Here is a 19,833-nt window from a genome sequence, read left to right as displayed (position 1 = left end):
GCAAGTGCGGAATCAAAGGTTTTAATTCATGCCATGACTTTGAGTCATGGCATGAATTTAAATCATCAAATGACTTTAAAATTATTTAGGCGGCCAATTCAATACCTGTTTTTTTTATTTCAACTACAAAGGGATCTCCGGAATCAAAATCCTCCTTGGAAATTGGATGAGGCTCAATTCTAGTATCAAATTTTGATGCCAAAAACATTAATTGAACCTGAACATCAAACCGCTTTGATCCTTCTAATTCAGAAAAAATTACAGCAAGATCAATATCGCTATCTTCTGTTGATTTTCCTTTTGCATAAGAGCCAAACAAGTAAGCACTTTCAATTCCCGGAAATTTCTTTTTTATCAATTTAAGATACTTAGTTATTGTGATATCAATATTTTCATCCATTGCCGTAGTTCTTTAATGATTTGAATCCACTCTGATGTAAACTCAAGAGTACATTGTTTCTTAAAACTCATTTTATAATCATCATATCTGGTATTAATATTGAACGCTGTAATTGCTAAAAGTTGCTTCTTTGTATCATCAGTCAAATCCAAATCACTTTTTTCAGCTAATCTTAAAAGATTATGAATAAAGGGTGGATAATCGGATTTATTTTTAACATAGTATGCTTTTAATAATTTTTCTATGGATAAGTGGCCGATAAATAATGACCAACTAAATCTACCCGAATTAAACATGGCCAACATAGTTTCAAAATCATCATCAGAGGTATCCATCCAATATCGAATGAGTTTCTCTTTATCGATTCCTTTACCGTCCATGTTCATAAAAGTACAAAAAAAATAGAAACCCGAGGTGGAATTTAGGAAGTAGGATTTTATTTTGAACTAACCGGAGGCCTGACTTTTCTAATAAATTTTTAAAACAAAGTTTTACAAACTTTCAATTCATGCCAAGACCTCGTTTAGAAATAATTACATTTTGACTTTTCCTCTCGAAACCTTTTCCGCCATGATCAATGCATTATAGGCATTGACTATTTTACCCGACCTTGAAAGTTGGTCGAAAGGTAATATCTTTTCCGGATCACCGGCTACCGTTACTTTCAGCTTTGGTTTTATCCCGGATTCCATGATGATTTTCTTGACCTGATTGGCAGTAAGCTGGGGATAGTGGGAACGGATCAGTGCTGCCAATCCGGAGACCATTGGTGCTGCCATGGAGGTTCCTCCCTGAAATTTGTATTCATTTTCCGGCATCGTAGAATAAATTTTATCACCGGGTGCAAAGATATCTACATTTTGGGCACCATAATTGGAAAAAACCGCAACCATGTTTTCTCCAAATTCACTGATCAGCGCACCGATGGTGATCACATTGTCAACAAATTCCTGCCCCTTTATGTATTTATGGTCATTTGGGTAATTAGGATTTTTGGGATCGTCAAGGTCATTCCCGTCATTACCGGCGGCCAAGACAAACAGGACATCTTTTGATGCTGCATATTTCAGGGCATCATACACCCATTCCGCATTTGGTGAAAAGGACTTCCCAAAACTGGCATTGATGATTTTAGCCCCGTTATCCACAGCATAGCGGATTCCCAATGCGATGTCTTTATCGTATTCATCACCATCAGGAACTGCCCGGATGGACATGATGGCAACATTGTCTGCAACCCCATTTATTCCCAAAGAATTGTCCCGATTTGCCGCTATAATACCCGCCACATGGGTTCCATGGCTTTCATCTTTCACAAGATTTTTCGGGTTGCCATTTCCGTAACCTACATCAGTGATATCGTACGGATTATCTCCCACTATTTTCCTGCCATCAAATTCGAGATTTAAATGATAATTCAAACGGCCATCCATTTGGGTGATTCCTTCTGCTACCATTTCTTTTAATTCTTCCATATCCTCTCCATAGGTCAGCATTTCCTTTAAAAAATATAGAATCTGCTCGGTCATCTCATTGTCAGGCTCAATCTTATTGAGATCAGCTGCTTCATAAGTGGATTTCCCCAATTCACGGATAATGAATTTATCTGCTTCTTCCAAGAAAAAAACCATTCCCTTCATCTGCATTGCTCCTTCCGCAATTTCACCAAATTCCTTCTCGTGAGCTTTTTTGGCTTTTTCCTGGTAGGCTTCATCTCCGATCCCCAATCTTAGGATTCTTGTATATTCAACCTGTTCGTGATAGGATTCACCCAGAAAATTATATCCATGGATATCATCCACGTATCCGTTATTGTCATTGTCTATGCCATTTCCCGGAATTTCGTTGGTGTTAGACCAAAGTACCTCGCGTAAATCCTCATGGTCTAAATCCATACCCGAATCCAAAACTGCCACTGTCACAGGTACACCTTTTTTGTCTTTGATGATCTCTCTATATGCACGGTCCAAACTCATCCCGGGTATAGTATCATTCAAAAGATCAAGGTGAAACCAGTTTTTTTTCTCCTCCTCGGTGAGTTCCATGGATTTGGAAATTGTTTTCCCTTTAAACTCAAGTGGCTTTGGAATGGGAGCGAGAGTGCTACAGGCAGTGGAGAATAAAACAAATATTACAAAAGTTGAAATACGCTTTGAAACCGATGTTTTAGGAATGTTGAAAGGGGTTATTGTCATAATCAGAACTGCATTATTAAAATAATAGATTTCAAAAATAGTATTTCTTACTACTAGTTTTCATGAAATCATGAGGTTTTATTTGAATGGAGTTATTTTAATTGACAATCAATGTCAGTCATTTTTTTATCTGTCGATTTTACCTTTGATTTGTTTAAATTGATTTTTGAATATGAAAAACAGACCTTTTATCATTTATAAATCCTCAGCAGGTTCGGGTAAGACATATACCCTGACCACAGAGTACCTCAAATTGGCGTTGATTTCCCCGAAAAGTTTCAGGAATATTTTGGCGGTGACTTTCACCAACAAAGCCACGCAGGAGATGAAAGAGCGGATTTTGAAGGAACTGAAGCGTTTGAAAACAGAGGTCAGACCCAATGATAAAATGGATACTGAAATCCTTGCTGCCTTAGGGGTGGGTGAGGAAGAACTGAAGGTCCGCGCTGCCCATTCCCTCACTGCCATACTTCATGATTATGGTCGGTTTTCCGTCAGTACCATCGATAGTTTTTTTCAGAAAGTGGTTAGGGCCTTTGCCCGGGAAATGGACCTGAATGCAAAGTTTGAGTTAGAGATGGATCAGGATGATGTGCTGGACAGGGTGGTGGACAGGGTTGTCGGTAAGGTCATGGAAGATGAATATTTACATAAATGGCTGGTAGATTACGCCGTCGAACAGATTCAAAACGGTAAATCATGGGACATCAGGAAAAATATCAAATCGCTGGGTAGGCAAATTTTTCAGGAAGACTTTAAAAAGTATGGATCGGAAATCAAGGAATTTTTAAAGGAGAAAGAAAATGTGGATTTTCTTCAAACCTACCTAAGAGAAAGAAAAATGGAAATCATTGAAATCACTCTGCAACTGAAAGAAGAAGCCAATAAAATCCGGATCAACAATGGTTTGCTATGGACTGATTTCTCAGGAGGCTCTAGGTCCTTTGCCCTTAAATTCGATAAACTGGGGGAAAAACGCCAACCTGTTCCGGAATTAAGTCCTACCCAGATAAATTTTCCCTATTCTGAAGAATGTTGGTATTCAAAAAGCTGTATGCAAATTCATGAAATTGTTACAGCTTATCATCAGGGACTGGGTAAAATTCTTGCCCAGTTTGATCCCTTATTATTCAAATGGAATACCCTTGAAGCGATTTCTAAAAACATCTTTGTTTATGGGATATTCAGGAATTTATTGGAGGAACTTACTCAGGTCAAAGATGAGGAAAACATGTTGCTCATCTCGGATGCCAATGAATTTCTCAAAGAGATCACCCGGGAAAATGATGCGCCTTTTATATATGAGAAAGTCGGAAACCAATATAAAAATTACCTGATTGATGAGTTTCAGGATACTTCAGGTTTTCAATGGGCTAGTTTCAAGCCCCTGTTGGAAAATTCCCTTGCGCAGGGAAATACCAATTTACTCGTTGGCGATGTCAAACAATCCATTTACCGTTGGCGTGGTGGAGAGATGAAATTACTTTTGGACCAAGTGGAAAGCGAAATAGGAAGTCACAATATCGAACAAAGAAATCTGGACACCAATTTCAGAAGTTTGCCAAATATCATTGCTTTTAACAATGCACTTTTCAAAAAGCTGCCACAATCATTTGAAAATGTGGTGACCCAATCGTATCACGCTGAAGATGCAAGTGTCATCTCCAAGGCGTATCAAGATGTCTTCCAGCATGTTTCTCCTCATAAAATTGACTCTGAATACAAAGGTAAAGTCAGGTTTGAATTTATAGATGTGAAGGAGAGTGAGGAAGAGGAGGGGAAGTTTGATGAACAAGTGTTGAGCCGGTTACCCCAAATGGTAATGGAATTGCAGGACAAAGGATATGGACTGAAAGACATCGCATATTTGGTCAGGCGAAAATCGGAGGGTGAGGCGATTGCGGATACCCTAATGGCTTTTGCTTCGGAAAATCCTGATTTGGAGTATCGGTTTGATGTGCTGTCGGATGAATCCATGTACCTGAATAAATCCGCCTCTGTAAAAGCAATGGTAGCTGGATTGAAATACTTAAATGATCCTGAAGACAAGGTGCAATTCAAAACCATGTGGTACTATCGGTCTGTATTGCGGAATGAACCAATAAACCACGAACTGTTTGCTTTGGACAGAATACCAATTCATATAAAAGAAAAAGTAAATGCCTTTCAGGCAAAGGAAAAATCACTGTTGCAATTGCCCTTGATGGAAGCCTTGGAGGAATTAATAGCAGAACTGGACTTACAGGAAACGGGAATGGAGAAGGCCTATTTATCAGGTTTCAAGGAAGCAGTTTTTGACTTTACATCGAATAATAGGGCTGATCTGCCGGGTTTTTTGGAATGGTGGGAGGAAATCCAAAACAAACGGACCGTAAAAATCCCCGAAGGCCATGATGCCATGCGGATACTTACCATTCATAAATCCAAAGGGCTACAGTTTAAGGTGGTGTTGATGCCATTCTTGAAGTGGACCATTTTTGACACTTCCAAGGGCAATGTAATATGGTCTCCTTTTGAAGATAAGGGCAAAGGGTTGAATGTCATTATTCCATTAAACCTGAATGCCAAACTGGCGAAGTCAGATTTCAAAGAAACCTATGCAGAAGAGGCCATTATGGCATATTTGGACAGTTTGAACATGATCTATGTGGCTTTGACTAGGGCTGAGGAGGTGATATGGGGTCTGTCTCCTTACAAACTGGAATTCAAGAAAGACACTTCTTTGAACTATATGGAAATTCATTTGCAACTGTTGTTAAGCAGCTCTTTAGACGGTCAGGATGGTCTGTCGCTATCTGAATATTTTGATTCCGAATCAAAAGTATTTGACTTTGGAGAGTGGCCCGAAAAAGTTGTCAAAGAAAAGGTCAATTATCAAGCTCCGGAACTTCGATGGGAATATCAGAACTGGACGGAACTACTTGAGGTCAAGCAATATGCCGTAGATTTCTCCAAAGAGGGATTGGATCAAAGGCAGAAGAGGAATTTTGGGTTGTTGGTTCATGAGCTATTGGAAAAATCACGTACCCCTTCCGATATCAGCATGCATTTAGAGGCATTCTATTTTGAAGGGAGATTGGATGAAGCAGAAAAGAAAGAGGTGAGTAAGCAACTGGATTTATTGTTTTCCAATCCAGTATTCGCATCCTGGTTCGAAGGAGAGGGGCAGTTGATGGCCGAGCAGGGCATTCTTCTTCCCGATGGCTCGCAAAAGCGTCCTGACAGGATTATTCTCAAAGAAAAAGAGGCTATCATCGTGGATTTTAAGACTGGAGAAGCATATGAAGAGCACCAAAAACAGGTCAAAGAATATATGGATTTGGTGGCGTCTTTAAGTCAAAGGAGCACCAAAGGTTATTTGTGCTATTTGGAGGATGGGAAGATTGTTGAGGTTGAATAAGAAGTTTTATTGTTTTTTGTAAAAAGCAAAATAAATTATTGTTTTATCTAAAAAACGTTTTTGATTTATTAAGAGACTGTCTCAAATGTCTGTTAATCGTATTGAAAACTAAATAAATTTTTTATTTCCAATTTTACCTGTTTGGTTTTTGCCCTTTATGTAAAATTTTATAGAACGCTGATGACACAGATCGAGCTGATTTTCACTGATTTATTTATCTGTGTGCATCAGGACAATCAGCTTCATCAGCGTTCCTTCAAATATTCTACTATGGAGTGTTTGAAAAATCAAAACTTTACTTTGTAGAATGGGGCTATGAACTTTTATGAGAGAAGATATGGATAGGGGATAAATTAATTCCGACATCCCTTGTCATTTGCTTTTATACCTGCCATAAAAAGCTTTGATTTGTTGATCATGAAAATTTGAGGAGATGCACAGTTTTTTAAGGAATACCGCTGAGGAAATTATTCAAACCTATCCGGAATTGCAGAATCTGGTAATAGTCCTTCCAAATAGGCGGGCAGGGCTATTTTTTACCAAACACTTGGGAATCTTGATCGATAAGCCAACGTGGATGCCTGAGATCAAAACCATTGAGGATGTCTTCTATCAATATGCCGGACAAAGGCCCCCTGATGACCTTACTTTGATTTTTGAACTCTATAAAGTCTATCAGACCCTTCATCCTGAACCGGAAACCTTTGATCGCTTTTACTTCTGGGGAGAGATGATTCTCAAGGATTTCAATGATGTGGATCAGTTTATGGCTGAGGCCAAAAAACTTTACCTTTACCTCTATGAGATCAAAGAAATAGAATCTGACCTAAGTTTTTTGACTGAGCAACAGATCGCTCTGATCAGGCAGTTTTGGGATTCTTTTAAAAATCAAGGAAGGGGACATCAGGACAAATTCCTTAAATTCTGGCAGATTCTATATCCATTATATGATGCTTTCAAAAGTTCTCTAAATGTTTCCGGAATGGCTTATTCAGGGATGTTGTACAGAAAAGTGGCTGAACAATTGGGACAGATCACTCCTCCTGAAAAACAATATGTTTTTATTGGGTTCAATGCCTTCACCAAGACTGAAGAAAAACTGATCAAACATTTTATTTCGGAATTCGGAGCGAAAATTTTTTGGGATGTGGATGCCTATTATTTGGAAGACAGAATTCAGGAGGCAGGTTTGTTTTTCAGGGAATATCGGATTGATTCCATCTTTGGGCCGACCTTTCCAAAAGAAATACCGGAACACATTGTAAACAGGAAAGCCACAATCCAAACCTACGCAACTCCCCTAAAAACCAATCAGGCCAATCTGGTAGGCTCCTTATTAGAAAAGGTTGACAAAAATGAAAACTGGGAGGAAACCGTCATCATCCTGCCGGATGAACAGTTGCTGTTTCCTGTTCTACACACCTTGCCGGAGAATATTGACAAAGTCAATGTCACCATGGGCTACCCCGTCAAAAATACCCCTGTATATGCTTTTTTGGAGGCGGTTCTTGAAATGCAACGATATATAAAAGTGGAAAATGGAATCGCCCTTTTTTATCATCAGCCTCTCAAAAGCCTGCTTTCATCTATTTACCTTCAATCAGTGAATTCAACTTTTGTGTTGGAACTCCTCAAGGAAATGAAAGAACAAAATCAAATCTACATCTCCCAAAAGAGGTTACATGAAGGTGGGGCGTTTTTTGAATTGATTTTCCGGCCGCTAAGTAGCGAACAGTTGTTTCCTTACCTTTCTACGTTGATGGAGGAATTGGCCAATCGATTGGGTGAAGAACCCTTGCAGCGGTCTTATCTATATCAGTGTTTTAAGCAATTGAACAGACTACGGGAGAACTTTGAAAAACAGGATGGACTTTCTGTAGACCGTGAATTTTTTATCAGATTGTTCAGACAGGTGTTTAGAGAGGTGAAATTGCCCTTCGAAGGGGAACCACTACAGGGATTGCAGATCATGGGTGTACTGGAATCCAGAAACCTGGATTTCAAACGGGTCATCATTTGTAACATGAACGAAAGCAGTTTTCCCCCTTCAGGAAATCTCAATTCCTTAATTCCATACAATATCCGCCGGGCTTTTGGATTGCCGGTCCAGGAGCAGAATGATGCGATTTATGCTTACACCTTCTATCGCTTGCTGCAAAGTGCTGAAGAGGTCCACATGATTTATACCACTGCTGCTGACCAAGGGAAAGCAGGAGAAAAGAGCCGATACATCCAACAAATGGATGTGGAAATGGGCTTGGATATGAAGGAGGAGGTGGTCTATGTACCTGTGGACCTCAAAGAACCTGGTTCGATTGTCATTGAAAAAGACGAACAGGTTTTCAAGTTACTGCAAAAGTATGTAGTGAATCAGGATGGTAAATCGAGGGCGACATTTTCACCTTCTGCGCTGAGTGTTTTTCTGGATTGTCGGTTCAAATTTTACCTCAGGTATCTAGCTGGGATCAAAGAAAAGGAGGAAGTGAAGGAAGAAATTGATGCCTCTGTATTTGGAAATATTGCCCATTACAGTATGGAGTTTTTGTATCAGGGTTTTTGGGAGAGGAAAAAACGATCTTTTCTGGAAAAGGAGGATTTTCCTGATTTACAGAAAAATTGGGTTTTTCCTGCCATAGAAAAAGGAGTGAGAAAATTCTATCATTTGGATGAAAATGCAGATACCAAGCTCAGCGGTCAGATGGCGATCGTCAGGGATGTTTTGCAGAAATATATCCAAAAGTTATTGGAGATTGATGAGGAATCGGCACCATTTCAAATCATATCTATGGAAAAAGCTCATCAGGCCAAATTTCAAATTGACACTGTAAATGGAAAAATTGAAGTCGGTTTGGAAGGATTTATTGATAGGGTGGATGAACAACTTGGTACCATCAGGCTGATTGATTACAAATCCGGTGGGGATAAAAAGACTTTTGTCAGCATTGAATCTCTTTTTGACAGAAAAGACAAAAACCGCAACAAAGCAGCCATGCAGACCATGTACTATGGATTGCTATACCAAGCCACCCATCCTGAAAACAGCAAACCTTTAAAACCCACGCTTTTTAATTTCAAGGAAATTTTTCAGGATGATTTTAATCCCTACCTACAACAAAAAGAACCGAGAGCCCAACCTGTCGAAATAGAAAACTACAGGGAGTATGCTCTTTTATATGAATATGGCTTAAAAGGATTATTGGAAGACATGTTTGACCCGAAAATACCCTTTACTCAGACTGAGGATCGGGACAAATGTAGGTACTGCGCCTACATGGAGATTTGCGGAAGATAATCTGTTATTTTTAATATTTATTTAATATTTATTGTAAAATTTTTGGTATAAAAATTGATTGTTTTCGTAAGTTGTTTGGGTACTTAAAGTTACCCAACAAGGTGACTTGAATAAGTCATTTAGTTCAATACTTTTAACTTTTCCACCATTACTCATTTATTTATGAAATATTACTTCAAACCGATCCATCTTGTGATGTTGATGTTAGTTTCTTTATCGATTTCATCTTGTTTGGAAGAAGTAGAGAAAGAAGAAAGTTTGATAACCTCAGAAGATTTTATCGATGGGGTGTTTTATGTAGAACATACCGATGAGGTCTATCAGATTAACATCGAGACAAATAAACCCGCAAAGTTTTATCCAAATACAGAGCTACAAACCTTTGAAATTGAAGAATCAGGTTTTGCTGAGTTAGAGCTTCCCGAAGGTGTTTACTGGATTGATTGTTCTTTTGATGAAAGCCCAAATATTATTCAAACAATTCCAATCCTGATCATGAAGCATAAGGCCAATGCAGTAAGGACAGTAGGCGCTTTGAGAAAGATGAAAGAAGACCATCAGGGAATTGCTTTGGTATTGAGACATACAGATGCCAGAACCGGAGATGATATAGTTGACTCACCTTTGCCGGAATGGTGGAAATCCTGTGACCCACAAGTCGCTAGGCAAATGGATGAAAACGGAAGGAGAAATGGAAAGAAGATCGGCGATGCAATCAAAAAACTCCAAATACCAATTGGGATTGCCCTTAGTAGTGAGTTTTGCAGGGCAGTTCAGACCATCGAGGCCATGGAACTCAATCACCCAATTATAACTGATTCAAGACTGAATCATGAAAATGCCAATCCGAATGAACTTATGTTTGAAGATGTTTTTGATATAATAAAAGAAAATCAAACAGCAGGATTTCAACTTTTGGTTGGTCATTTTAATATTTTGACTGGCAATCCTCACAGAGATTTATTTAGACCTTTCAATATGTCTGATGGGTTTTTGATGAAAGTAAATAGTCAGGGTCAATTGGAGTTTGTAGGCTCTGTTCCCTTGTATTTATGGTCTTTGTTTTGATTACCCGGATTTTACCATATTCCACTTAAATAGTGCAAGGAATTATTTTCAGAAAAACCTTCTAATTTAATCTTGGAATATGGTGAAGTTGGAAAGACCAAATCAGTCATTATAAGCTCACCATCATTAATAAATATCTCGATGGATGACCTATCAATAAACAACCTAACTTTTTCCACTCTTATCCCATTTAATGGAGCCGTATGCACTGCAGGAAATTCCGGACTGAAATCAATCTTTCCCGATTGTGTTCGGTCAATTTTCAATTCTTGACTTGATTTTTCAACAATCAACTTTTCACCTTTATCATTTGAGATATTTATTTTGAAATCTGATTGGTTTGGGGAAAGTTCAAGCTCAACCAACTCATTTTCCAATTCAAAAGAAGAACCTGAAACTGTTTTTGATTCCTTTCTTAATTTCTCAATTTCTTTCACGGGTCGAGAAGCGACTAAATATTCATCATTGATCTTGACCAATTCAAGTTTTCTTGGAATGGTCATGGCCGAGCGCCATGGGTGAGTAGGAACAATTTGGCCATATTGCCAATTGCTCATCCAACCGATAAACAGCGTTCTTCCATCTGATTCAGGTACGTTAGACCAAGTAACCCCTGCATAATTGTCTGCGCCATAATCAAGCCATAAAGTTTCTGTGCTTTCTGTAGTGAAAGTTTTTCCATCAAAATTCCCTACAAAATACTGTGTTGCTGATCCACCTTGTGGGCCACCGGGATTGATGCTGACAAACAAGATCCACTTTTTAGTGCCATCAGCAGCAGTCAAAGAAAAAAGGTCCGGGCATTCCCATACTCCACCATAGGCAGCCCATTCTGGATTGAAGTCACTTTCAAAGGTCCATTCCAAAAGATTTGGAGTGGAGTAGAAATCGATCTTGTCCAAAACAGCTAGGGACATAATCCATCTTCCATTTCCTTCTTTATCTTCATGCCACATCACTTTTGGGTCACGAAAATCCTTGATACCTGGGTTTTTCAACACTGGATTTTTTTCATAAACGGTCCAAGACCTTCCTTTGTCCAAACTATAAGCGATGCCTTGTGTCTGAAAATCATTTCTTCCTTCTTTTTCACCAACTGGCTCATGATAGGTGAAAATGGCAATCATGGCAGGATTTTGATCTGAGCCCAAACCACTTGTGTTGTTATGATCTATCACTGCCGAACCGGAAAAAATCCAACCGTTTTTATCCGGATAAATGGCAATGGGCAAATTCTCCCAATGCACCAAGTCTGTAGAAATAGCGTGTCCCCAATGCATAGGGCCCCAAACTGTGCTGTCAGGGTAATATTGATAAAACAAATGATACTCTCCATCCAGATACACCATCCCATTCGGGTCATTCATCCAATTGGCTTCAGGCGAAAAATGGAATTGTGGACGGAAGGGTTCGTTGTATAATGAGGTGTCCATTGGACTCGATTTCTCCTCTATTGTTTTACATGCAAAAAAAACAGAAAACAAAGAAATGATGATAAAAAGAGATTTATTCATGTTGATGGAAATTTTACATTTTTTAAAAATAGAGGAAAAATAATGAACCACAAAAGATACAAAAGAACACAAAAGACATTACTGAGAAGGAATGAAATGTAATTCCTTCATTATGACCTCAATCTTTTGTTTCTTTTGTGGTTTATAAAATTCCAATCTATAATTTCTTCAAGCCCTTAGCCTGTTCTTTAGTAGTCTCTATGATACTTATAGCGTAACCACCACCTGCCGCTGATTGCTGACTGAGTTTTGATTTATTGGTGACCACTACTTTTCTGATGGTATATGCTTGAGGATTGTTCCGGTAATGAGCATCCTTGGCATCAGCATAGATGGTGGCGATGTAAGTTTTGTCAGCATCGAGGAAATCAAATGAAATCGTGGAAGTTCTGATAGGTACACCATTTGCATTGCCTACAAACCAATTATTGCTGCCTTTTTCTTTTCTGGCTACAGTGATAAAATATCCGGGTTCTGCTTCCAAATACCTGCTTTCATCCCAATCAATAGCCACGTCCTTGATAAATTGGAAGGCGTCCATAAAACGCTCGTAATTCTTCGGTAGATCTGCAGCCATCTGAAGTGGGCTGTACATGGTGACATAGAGTGCCAATTGATTGGCCATGGTGCTGTTTACCCAAGAATTGTTATCAGGATTGATTTTGCTGATGTCCATTTCAAAAATGCCAGGAGTATAATCCATTGGCCCACCTATTTGTCTTGTAAATGGCAATACAGTCACGTGGTTTGGATTACTGCCACCAAAGGCTTGGTATTCTGTTCCTCTTGCGGACTCATTGGCAATGAGATTTGGCCATGTACGGGCAATCCCCGTTGGACGGACCGCTTCATGGGCATTAACCATGATTTGGTAGTCAGCAGCTTTTTCTATGGCATATTGATAATGATTTACTATCCATTGACTGTAATGATTTTCTCCTCTGGGCAGTATATCTCCAACATATCCGCTTTTAACAGCATTGTAGCCATTGTCCTTCATAAATTGGTAAGCACGATCCATATGTCTTTCATAATTTCTCACGGAAGAGGAGGTTTCATGGTGCATGACCATTTCCACACCTTTACGCTTCGCATAATCTCGTATGCCTTCCAAATCAAAATCAGGATAAGGGGTCAAAAAGTCAAATACAAAATCTTTGGAATTTCCAAACCAATCTTCCCAACCAATATTCCATCCTTCTACCAATACTCCACTAAATCCATGCTCTGCGGCGAAATCAATATACTGCTTGACATTAGGGGTGTTTGCACCATGTATGCCATTGGGTTTGGCTTTTGAAAAATCAGTTTCCCCTAACCTGACAGCCGGGAATTCATCCGTGTAGGCCCAAGAGCTTTTCCCAGTGATCATTTCCCACCAAACCCCGATATATTTCATGGGCTTGATCCAAGAAGTATCTTCGATTTTGGAAGGTTCATTGAGGTTGTAAGTCATCCTTGACGCCAAGATATCTCTTGCGTCATCACTGACAATCACTGTTCTCCAAGGAGTATTGAATGGGGTTTGGAGATATCCTTTGTCTCCATTGACATCAGGGGTCAGCCAAGACTTGAAGACGAAGTTTTTGTCATCCAAATTGAGGTGCATGGTTGAATAATCTATTAATGCTGCTTCATGAAGGTTGATGTACAAACCATCTTCAGATTTCATCATAAGGGAAGTCTGAACTCCTGTAGGTGAAAATGGTTTCTGGGAAAGATTGGCTGTAACTGCTTTTTCCATAAATCCCCTGATATCAGAAAGTTTGGATTCCGTGTAATCATATTCTTGAGTGTCATAATCTCCAGCAATCCAAAAGGCAGTATGGTCACCTGACATTGCAAACTGGGTTTTTTCTTCTTTAATGACAAAATGAGCCAAATTTGGTTGTGAAGGAAACTCATACCTAAAACCTAATCCATCATCATAAACCCTGAACCTGATCGCAATAATTCGCTCAGTATTGGGTTGGCTTAATTGGACATACAGTTCGTTATAATGGTTTCTTATTTTACTTTCTTCACCCCACACCGGATTCCAGGTTTCATCAAATGAAGATTCTTGTGTTTCCATTAATTGGAATCCATCCTCGAGAGTTGCTTGATTTTTGATTTCAAAGCCCAATTGACTTGGTGCGATTACAGGTTTTCCTTTAAAAGACAACTGATAAATAGCTTTGCCTTCAATAATTTCAAAATCAAGTTTTACATTTGTGTTAGGGGATTGTATTGATTGTGCAATTAAAAAAATTGACCAAAGACAAAGTATAAACGAAAGGGATATGGATTTTCTCATCTAATTGTATTTTTGAGTAAAGCTTTAGTAGTAGCTGTTTTTATGAAAATATAAATATAAGACTATTTAAGCTGGAAATATTAATCATTTGGTCAAGGCTGATTTTACCATTACAAACTCGCTGATATTTTCTTGGTCGAGGATGCCCAAAAAGTTACCGTCTTCAATGACAAAAGCAACCTTTTTATTTCCAGTGATCATGTTTCGCCACGCGTCATCAAGATCCTGTTCAGTTTCGATTTTCAACGGACTGAAATCAGCCACTTTTTCCACCAAAGTTGTTTCATTTCCTTCTTTTAGACCTTTAATGATTTCATTCCTGCTGAGGGTGCCGATTGCCACATCATCTTTGACGACTACAAAATGTGTTGCCTGAGAATTCAATAATTTTTCAATTGCTTTTGCCAATGGTGCGTCAAAACCAATAATTTGAAATTTCATCATCAGGGCGTCCTTAACCTTGAAGCCTTTCAAGAAGCTTTCCTGCTTTGTATGGCTTACCTCTGCACCTGCACCAAGAAAAATAAAAATTCCTATCAGAACCAATATGGGGTTGTTGAACAATCCGAAGAAAATAAAAAATATGGCCAAGAACTGACCAATTCCCCCAGCAATTTGAGTTGCCTTGGCTCGTGGAAGTCTAATTGCCAAAAATGCACGTAAAACTCTTCCACCATCCATTGGGAAGGCGGGAAGTAAATTGAACAGTGCCAATATCAAATTAGCTGAAGCCAAGTAAAGTACGATTGTATTGGGATTTATTTTGATTTCTTCCAGATTTTCAAGATCAAATCCAGTTATAATTAAAATGGCAGAAAGAATAAAAAATATGCCAATATTCACAAGTGGACCGGCTATTGCAACCCATAGTTCTTGTTTTGGGTCTTCAGGTAATTTTTCTAGCCTGGCAATTCCCCCGATTGGATACAGGACAATATCTTTTGTTTGAATTCCATACTTTTGAGCTGCCAATGAATGCCCAAATTCATGTAATACCACACAGAAGAATAAGGCAAAAACAAAAATTATGATCCAGAAAATATCAATTGCAGGCATTCCCTGACGCATATTGGATATGATGATCCATAGCAATAGCAGGGAAAATGTCCAATGTATAAAAACTTTTACATTTCTATATTTTCCTATAAATAAGGATAGTTTCATTTTAGTTTATTATATTCCAAATTTAAACTTTTATCAGTTCCTTTTTACAAAGAAAACCCAGTATTGCTGCGTAAAAGCTGATTTAAATCACCTGCAAATATGATTGTCTTTTGGTTGGAAGGATACATTAATTTTGGTTTCGATATAAATTCTTTAAACTATGTTCTGAAATATTAGATTTAACTTAATTTATCAAAATATTATTTTGATAAATCCTATAAACTATGGTTTTTGCGCTGTGATTTTTCTTATCTTCGCATGTAGAATATCCCAAATACTAAAAGTTAGAAGTTGAGTAAAACTTCCAATTTTGGTTTTGTGTTTGAGTATATAAACCCAATTGAAATGTCTTTTTCCCAGGAAATTTACAAACCAGAGAATCATATCAGAATTGTTACAGCCGCATCTCTTTTTGATGGGCACGATGCTGCTATTAATATTATGCGTCGCATCATCCAATCTACAGGCTGTGAAGTGATTCATTTAGGACATAACAGGTCTGTTCAGGAAATTGTGGATTGTGCGATTCAGGAGAATGTACAATCAATAGCCATTACATCTTATCAAGGAGGCCATGTAGAATTTTTCAAATACATGTATGACCTTCTTCAGGAAAAAGGAGCAAATCAAATAAAAATTTTTGGAGGTGGTGGTGGGACCATTTTGCCCGATGAGATCAAAGAACTACAAGAATATGGTATCACTAGGATATATTCACCTGACGATGGACGAGCGATGGGACTTCAGGGAATGATTAATGATCTAGTAAAAAAATCTGATTTTCCCGTTGGCAAAGATGTCAACCATGAGGGTATTTTTGATAAATCAGATGCAAAAACCATAGCAAGGGTTATTTCTGCTGCCGAAAATTTTCCTGAAGAAAGTAAATCAATGCTTCAGCAAATCAAGATCGCTGTAACAAAAAGCAAAGTACCTGTGCTTGGAATAACAGGGACAGGAGGGGCAGGAAAATCCTCTTTGGTGGATGAATTGGTCAGAAGGTTTTTGGTGGATTTCAAGGATAAAAACATTGCCATTGTTTCGGTTGATCCATCCAAAAGAAAAACAGGTGGAGCATTGTTGGGAGATAGAATCCGGATGAATGCCATCAACAATCCAAGAGTGTACATGCGCTCATTGGCGACAAGGCAATCCAATTTGGCACTTTCCAAATATGTTCAGGATGCAGTTGATATATTTAAAGCAGCAAATTTTGACCTGATCATCCTGGAAACTTCCGGGATAGGCCAATCAGACACTGAAATTGTAGAACATTCGGACATGTCACTCTATGTGATGACCCCGGAATATGGGGCTGCTACACAGTTGGAAAAAATTGACATGCTGGATTTTGCTGATATTATTGCGCTTAACAAATTTGACAAGAGAGGCGCGCAGGATGCCTTGAGGGATGTTAAAAAGCAGTATAAGCGAAATCATAATTTATGGGATATTGCCGACGAGGATATACCGGTTTATGGAACTATTGCTTCCCAGTTCAATGATCCGGGCATGAATAATCTCTATAAAGCTATTATTCATAAGTTGGTCGAAAAGACAGGTGTTGATTTGAATACTTTCTTTGAAGTCAGTAAAGAGATGTCTGAAAAGATTTTTATCATTCCACCAGCTAGGACTAGATATCTTTCAGAAATTTCTGAGAATAATCGAGGCTATGACAAATGGGTAGAAGACCAAAAAGAAGTTGCTCAAAAACTATACAGCATCAAAAAATCAATAGAAGCCATTAAATCGGTGAAATTAACTGATGAAGATAGATTGGTCAAGGAACTTGATGAAGTTTACGAACAAGTAGCTTTGGACCTTGATCCTAAAAATAAAAAGTGGCTGGAGGAATGGCCCGAAAAGAAACAGCGATATGCTGATGATTTTTATGTATTCAAAGTGAGAGATAAGGAAATCAAGGTTCAGACATATTATTCCTCTCTTTCCCAAACCAAAATCCCAAAAGTGTCTCTGCCAAAATATGAAGCATGGGGGGATATCCTTAAATGGGGATTGAAGGAAAATGTACCAGGTGAATTCCCCTACACAGCGGGAGTTTTTCCCTTCAAAAGAGAAGGTGAAGATCCTGCTAGGATGTTTGCCGGCGAAGGGGGACCTGAAAGAACAAACAAAAGGTTTCATTACGTTTCAAGAGGACTACCTGCAAAAAGGCTGTCAACAGCATTCGATTCCGTCACCCTATATGGGGAAGATCCGGATTATCGACCTGATATTTATGGTAAAGTCGGGAATTCCGGTGTTAATATCTGTTGCTTGGATGATGCCAAGAAACTCTATTCCGGTTTTAACCTTGCTGATCCCATGACCTCAGTTTCGATGACAATCAATGGACCTGCTGCAACCATGACAGCATTTTTTATGAATGCGGCCATAGATCAACAGTGCGAAATTTACATCAGGGAGAATGGGCTTGAAGAAGAAGTAAATTCCAAAATCAATGCTATGTACAGTACCAAAGGAACTCCAAGACCAACTTATAACGGTACAGTTCCGGAAGGAAATGATGGCTTGGGTATGATGTTATTGGGAGTTACAGGTGATGAAGTCCTGCCATCTGAAATCTATCAAACCATCAAAAAAGAAACCCTCAGAAAAGTTAGAGGAACTGTTCAGGCAGATATACTGAAAGAGGATCAAGCCCAGAATACCTGTATTTTTTCTACAGAATTCTCATTGCGTTTGATGGGAGATGTGCAGCAATATTTTATTGAAAACAAAATCAGGAATTTTTATTCTGTTTCGATATCCGGATATCACATAGCAGAAGCGGGCGCCAATCCCATCACCCAATTGGCTTTGACGCTATCCAATGGGTTTACTTACGTGGAATATTATGTGTCTAGAGGAATGGACATCAATAAATTTGCTCCAAATCTGTCTTTCTTTTTCTCCAACGGAATAGATCCGGAATATTCAGTAATTGGAAGGGTAGCAAGAAGAATCTGGGCAAAAGCAATGAAATTAAAATATAGGGCAAATGAGCGTTCCCAAATGCTGAAATATCATATTCAAACTTCAGGTCGCTCACTCCATGCCCAGGAAATAGATTTCAATGATATCAGGACTACACTTCAAGCATTATATGCAATTTATGACAATTGCAATTCATTGCATACCAATGCGTATGACGAGGCGATCACCACTCCTACGGAGGCTTCTGTGAGAAGGGCCATGGCAATACAATTGATCATCAACAAGGAACTCGGACTTGCCAAAAATGAAAACCCAATTCAAGGTGCTTTTATTATTGAAGAATTGACAGATTTGGTAGAAGAAGCTGTTTACAAAGAATTTGATAGGATTACTGAAAGAGGGGGTGTTTTGGGTGCTATGGAACCCATGTACCAAAGAGGTAAAATCCAAGAAGAGAGTCTATATTATGAAACCTTGAAACATACTGGAGAATACCCAATTATTGGAGTAAATACCTTTCTTTCTTCTGATGGTTCTCCTACTGTGACACCGGGTGAAGTTATTCGGGCGAATGAACAGGAAAAGATTAGCCAAATCAACACTTTGGAACTTCTCAAAGCAAGAAATAAAGACAATACCCATGCTATCCTGAACGAACTTCAAATGGCCGCTGTTCGCAATTATAATATTTTCGAAAAATTAATGGAGGCAGTGAAGTTCTGTTCGTTAGGTCAGATTACACAGGCTTTGTATGAAGTTGGCGGACAGTACAGGAGGAATATGTAGATTAAAAATTGAAAAATTATAAAATTGGAAAATTGTAGACCCGGGTTTTGATGTTATTCTTTCAATTTTTCAATTTTCGAATCTTTAAATTAAATAAAAATGAGCAAAAGAAACGTTACCGTCAGAATGAAGGGGGATTTTGAATATGAAGCTACAAACCTTCAAGGAAATAAGGTGGATATTGATATGTATGACGCACCGGAAAAAAAAGCCCAATCTCCCATGGACTTATTACTTTCGGCCTTAGGAGGGTGTTCTGCTGTGGACGCGGTCCTGATGATGAGAAAGAAAAGAAAAACCATTGATGATTTTTATATTGATATTGAAGGGACCAGAAATGATGGTGTTCCAGCATTTTATACAGATATTGTTTTGAATTTTGTTATTGTTTCTCCAGATGCAACAGAGGAAGAATTTAAAAAAGTAGTTGCCCTTTCTGTAGACAAATATTGCTCAGTTGCTAATTCATTGAAATCCAATATCACATTTACTACAAAAGTAAAACGACCTTTATGAGAGTAGTGAAAGAATTAACTAAAGAGGAGGTTCGTATTTCAGTTTTTTCATGGAACAATAAATACCTGATCAAATTTGAATTTGGTCCAATGGAACAGACCTTTAAAATCCCTGAAACTGACATCCATGAGGAGTCGGAATTAGAAGGGTTTTATGAGGGGGAATTTTTTAGAGGAGTAATCCAAAGATTTAAAGAAATGGGACAAACTTTTCAAAAAAAGCTTGAAAATCTTTAGCTTTAGGCCATTACCTAAAGTTCGAT

At 38.4% G+C, this 19,833-nt stretch carries 13 protein-coding genes; 7 read left to right on the top strand and 6 right to left on the bottom strand.

Annotated features, from left to right (window positions below):
- Positions 1 to 85: 85 nt before the first annotated feature.
- The 3 genes from ACEW8O_RS19615 to ACEW8O_RS19605 all read right to left on the bottom strand — a co-directional run bounded on the left by ACEW8O_RS19615 (position 86) and on the right by ACEW8O_RS19605 (position 2,445).
- Positions 86 to 400, bottom strand: coding sequence for a nucleotidyltransferase domain-containing protein (locus ACEW8O_RS19615; RefSeq protein WP_373496324.1), 315 nt, complete (start codon positions 398 to 400; stop codon positions 86 to 88).
- The gene (locus ACEW8O_RS19610; RefSeq protein ID WP_373496323.1) at positions 373 to 780 is read right to left on the bottom strand and encodes a HEPN domain-containing protein; all 408 of its coding nucleotides are present in this window, start codon (positions 778 to 780) and stop codon (positions 373 to 375) included. Before ACEW8O_RS19610 ends, ACEW8O_RS19615 begins: the two co-directional genes overlap by 28 nt.
- Before the next feature lie 153 nt (positions 781 to 933).
- Complete coding sequence (locus ACEW8O_RS19605; protein ID WP_373496322.1) at positions 934 to 2,445, bottom strand: S8 family peptidase; 1,512 nt, start codon at positions 2,443 to 2,445, stop codon at positions 934 to 936.
- Here ACEW8O_RS19605 and ACEW8O_RS19600 point away from each other — a divergent pair.
- The 4 genes from ACEW8O_RS19600 (at position 2,444) to ACEW8O_RS19585 (ending at position 10,355) form a co-directional block, all read left to right on the top strand.
- Positions 2,444 to 2,620, top strand: coding sequence for a hypothetical protein (locus ACEW8O_RS19600; RefSeq protein ID WP_373496321.1), 177 nt, complete (start codon positions 2,444 to 2,446; stop codon positions 2,618 to 2,620). The genes ACEW8O_RS19605 and ACEW8O_RS19600 overlap by 2 nt on opposite strands.
- Positions 2,621 to 2,767: 147 nt before the next feature.
- Positions 2,768 to 5,995, top strand: coding sequence for a UvrD-helicase domain-containing protein (locus ACEW8O_RS19595; protein ID WP_373496320.1), 3,228 nt, complete (start codon positions 2,768 to 2,770; stop codon positions 5,993 to 5,995).
- Between the two features lie 433 nt (positions 5,996 to 6,428).
- Complete coding sequence (locus tag ACEW8O_RS19590; RefSeq protein WP_373496319.1) at positions 6,429 to 9,287, top strand: PD-(D/E)XK nuclease family protein; 2,859 nt, start codon at positions 6,429 to 6,431, stop codon at positions 9,285 to 9,287.
- Between the two features lie 162 nt (positions 9,288 to 9,449).
- Complete coding sequence (locus ACEW8O_RS19585; protein ID WP_373496318.1) at positions 9,450 to 10,355, top strand: hypothetical protein; 906 nt, start codon at positions 9,450 to 9,452, stop codon at positions 10,353 to 10,355.
- A gap of 11 nt (positions 10,356 to 10,366) precedes the next feature.
- Here ACEW8O_RS19585 and ACEW8O_RS19580 read toward each other — a convergent pair whose 3' ends face one another.
- The 3 genes from ACEW8O_RS19580 to ACEW8O_RS19570 all read right to left on the bottom strand — a co-directional run bounded on the left by ACEW8O_RS19580 (position 10,367) and on the right by ACEW8O_RS19570 (position 15,329).
- A complete protein-coding gene (locus tag ACEW8O_RS19580) occupies positions 10,367 to 11,869 on the bottom strand; it encodes a glycoside hydrolase family 32 protein (protein ID WP_373496317.1) in 1,503 nt (500 codons plus the stop codon).
- 157 nt (positions 11,870 to 12,026) lie between these two features.
- Complete coding sequence (locus tag ACEW8O_RS19575) at positions 12,027 to 14,165, bottom strand: glycoside hydrolase family 97 protein (protein WP_373496316.1); 2,139 nt, start codon at positions 14,163 to 14,165, stop codon at positions 12,027 to 12,029.
- An 84-nt stretch (positions 14,166 to 14,249) separates the two neighbouring features.
- A complete protein-coding gene (locus ACEW8O_RS19570; RefSeq protein WP_373496315.1) occupies positions 14,250 to 15,329 on the bottom strand; it encodes a site-2 protease family protein in 1,080 nt (359 codons plus the stop codon).
- A gap of 345 nt (positions 15,330 to 15,674) precedes the next feature.
- Here ACEW8O_RS19570 and ACEW8O_RS19565 point away from each other — a divergent pair, with 345 nt between their 5' ends.
- From ACEW8O_RS19565 to ACEW8O_RS19555, 3 genes are all read left to right on the top strand, one after another.
- The gene (locus ACEW8O_RS19565) at positions 15,675 to 19,055 is read left to right on the top strand and encodes a methylmalonyl-CoA mutase family protein (RefSeq protein ID WP_373496314.1); all 3,381 of its coding nucleotides are present in this window, start codon (positions 15,675 to 15,677) and stop codon (positions 19,053 to 19,055) included.
- Positions 19,056 to 19,154: 99 nt separating this feature from the next.
- The gene (locus tag ACEW8O_RS19560) at positions 19,155 to 19,571 is read left to right on the top strand and encodes an OsmC family protein (RefSeq protein ID WP_373496313.1); all 417 of its coding nucleotides are present in this window, start codon (positions 19,155 to 19,157) and stop codon (positions 19,569 to 19,571) included.
- Complete coding sequence (locus ACEW8O_RS19555) at positions 19,568 to 19,807, top strand: hypothetical protein (RefSeq protein WP_373496312.1); 240 nt, start codon at positions 19,568 to 19,570, stop codon at positions 19,805 to 19,807. The genes ACEW8O_RS19560 and ACEW8O_RS19555 overlap by 4 nt, the downstream gene beginning before the upstream one ends.
- The last annotated feature ends 26 nt before the right edge of the window (positions 19,808 to 19,833 follow it).

Source organism: Aquiflexum sp. (assembly GCF_041749095.1).
GTDB lineage: Bacteria > Bacteroidota > Bacteroidia > Cytophagales > Cyclobacteriaceae > Aquiflexum.
Note: the sequence above shows the minus strand (reverse complement) of the source record. Positions and strands in the feature narration are given on the sequence as shown.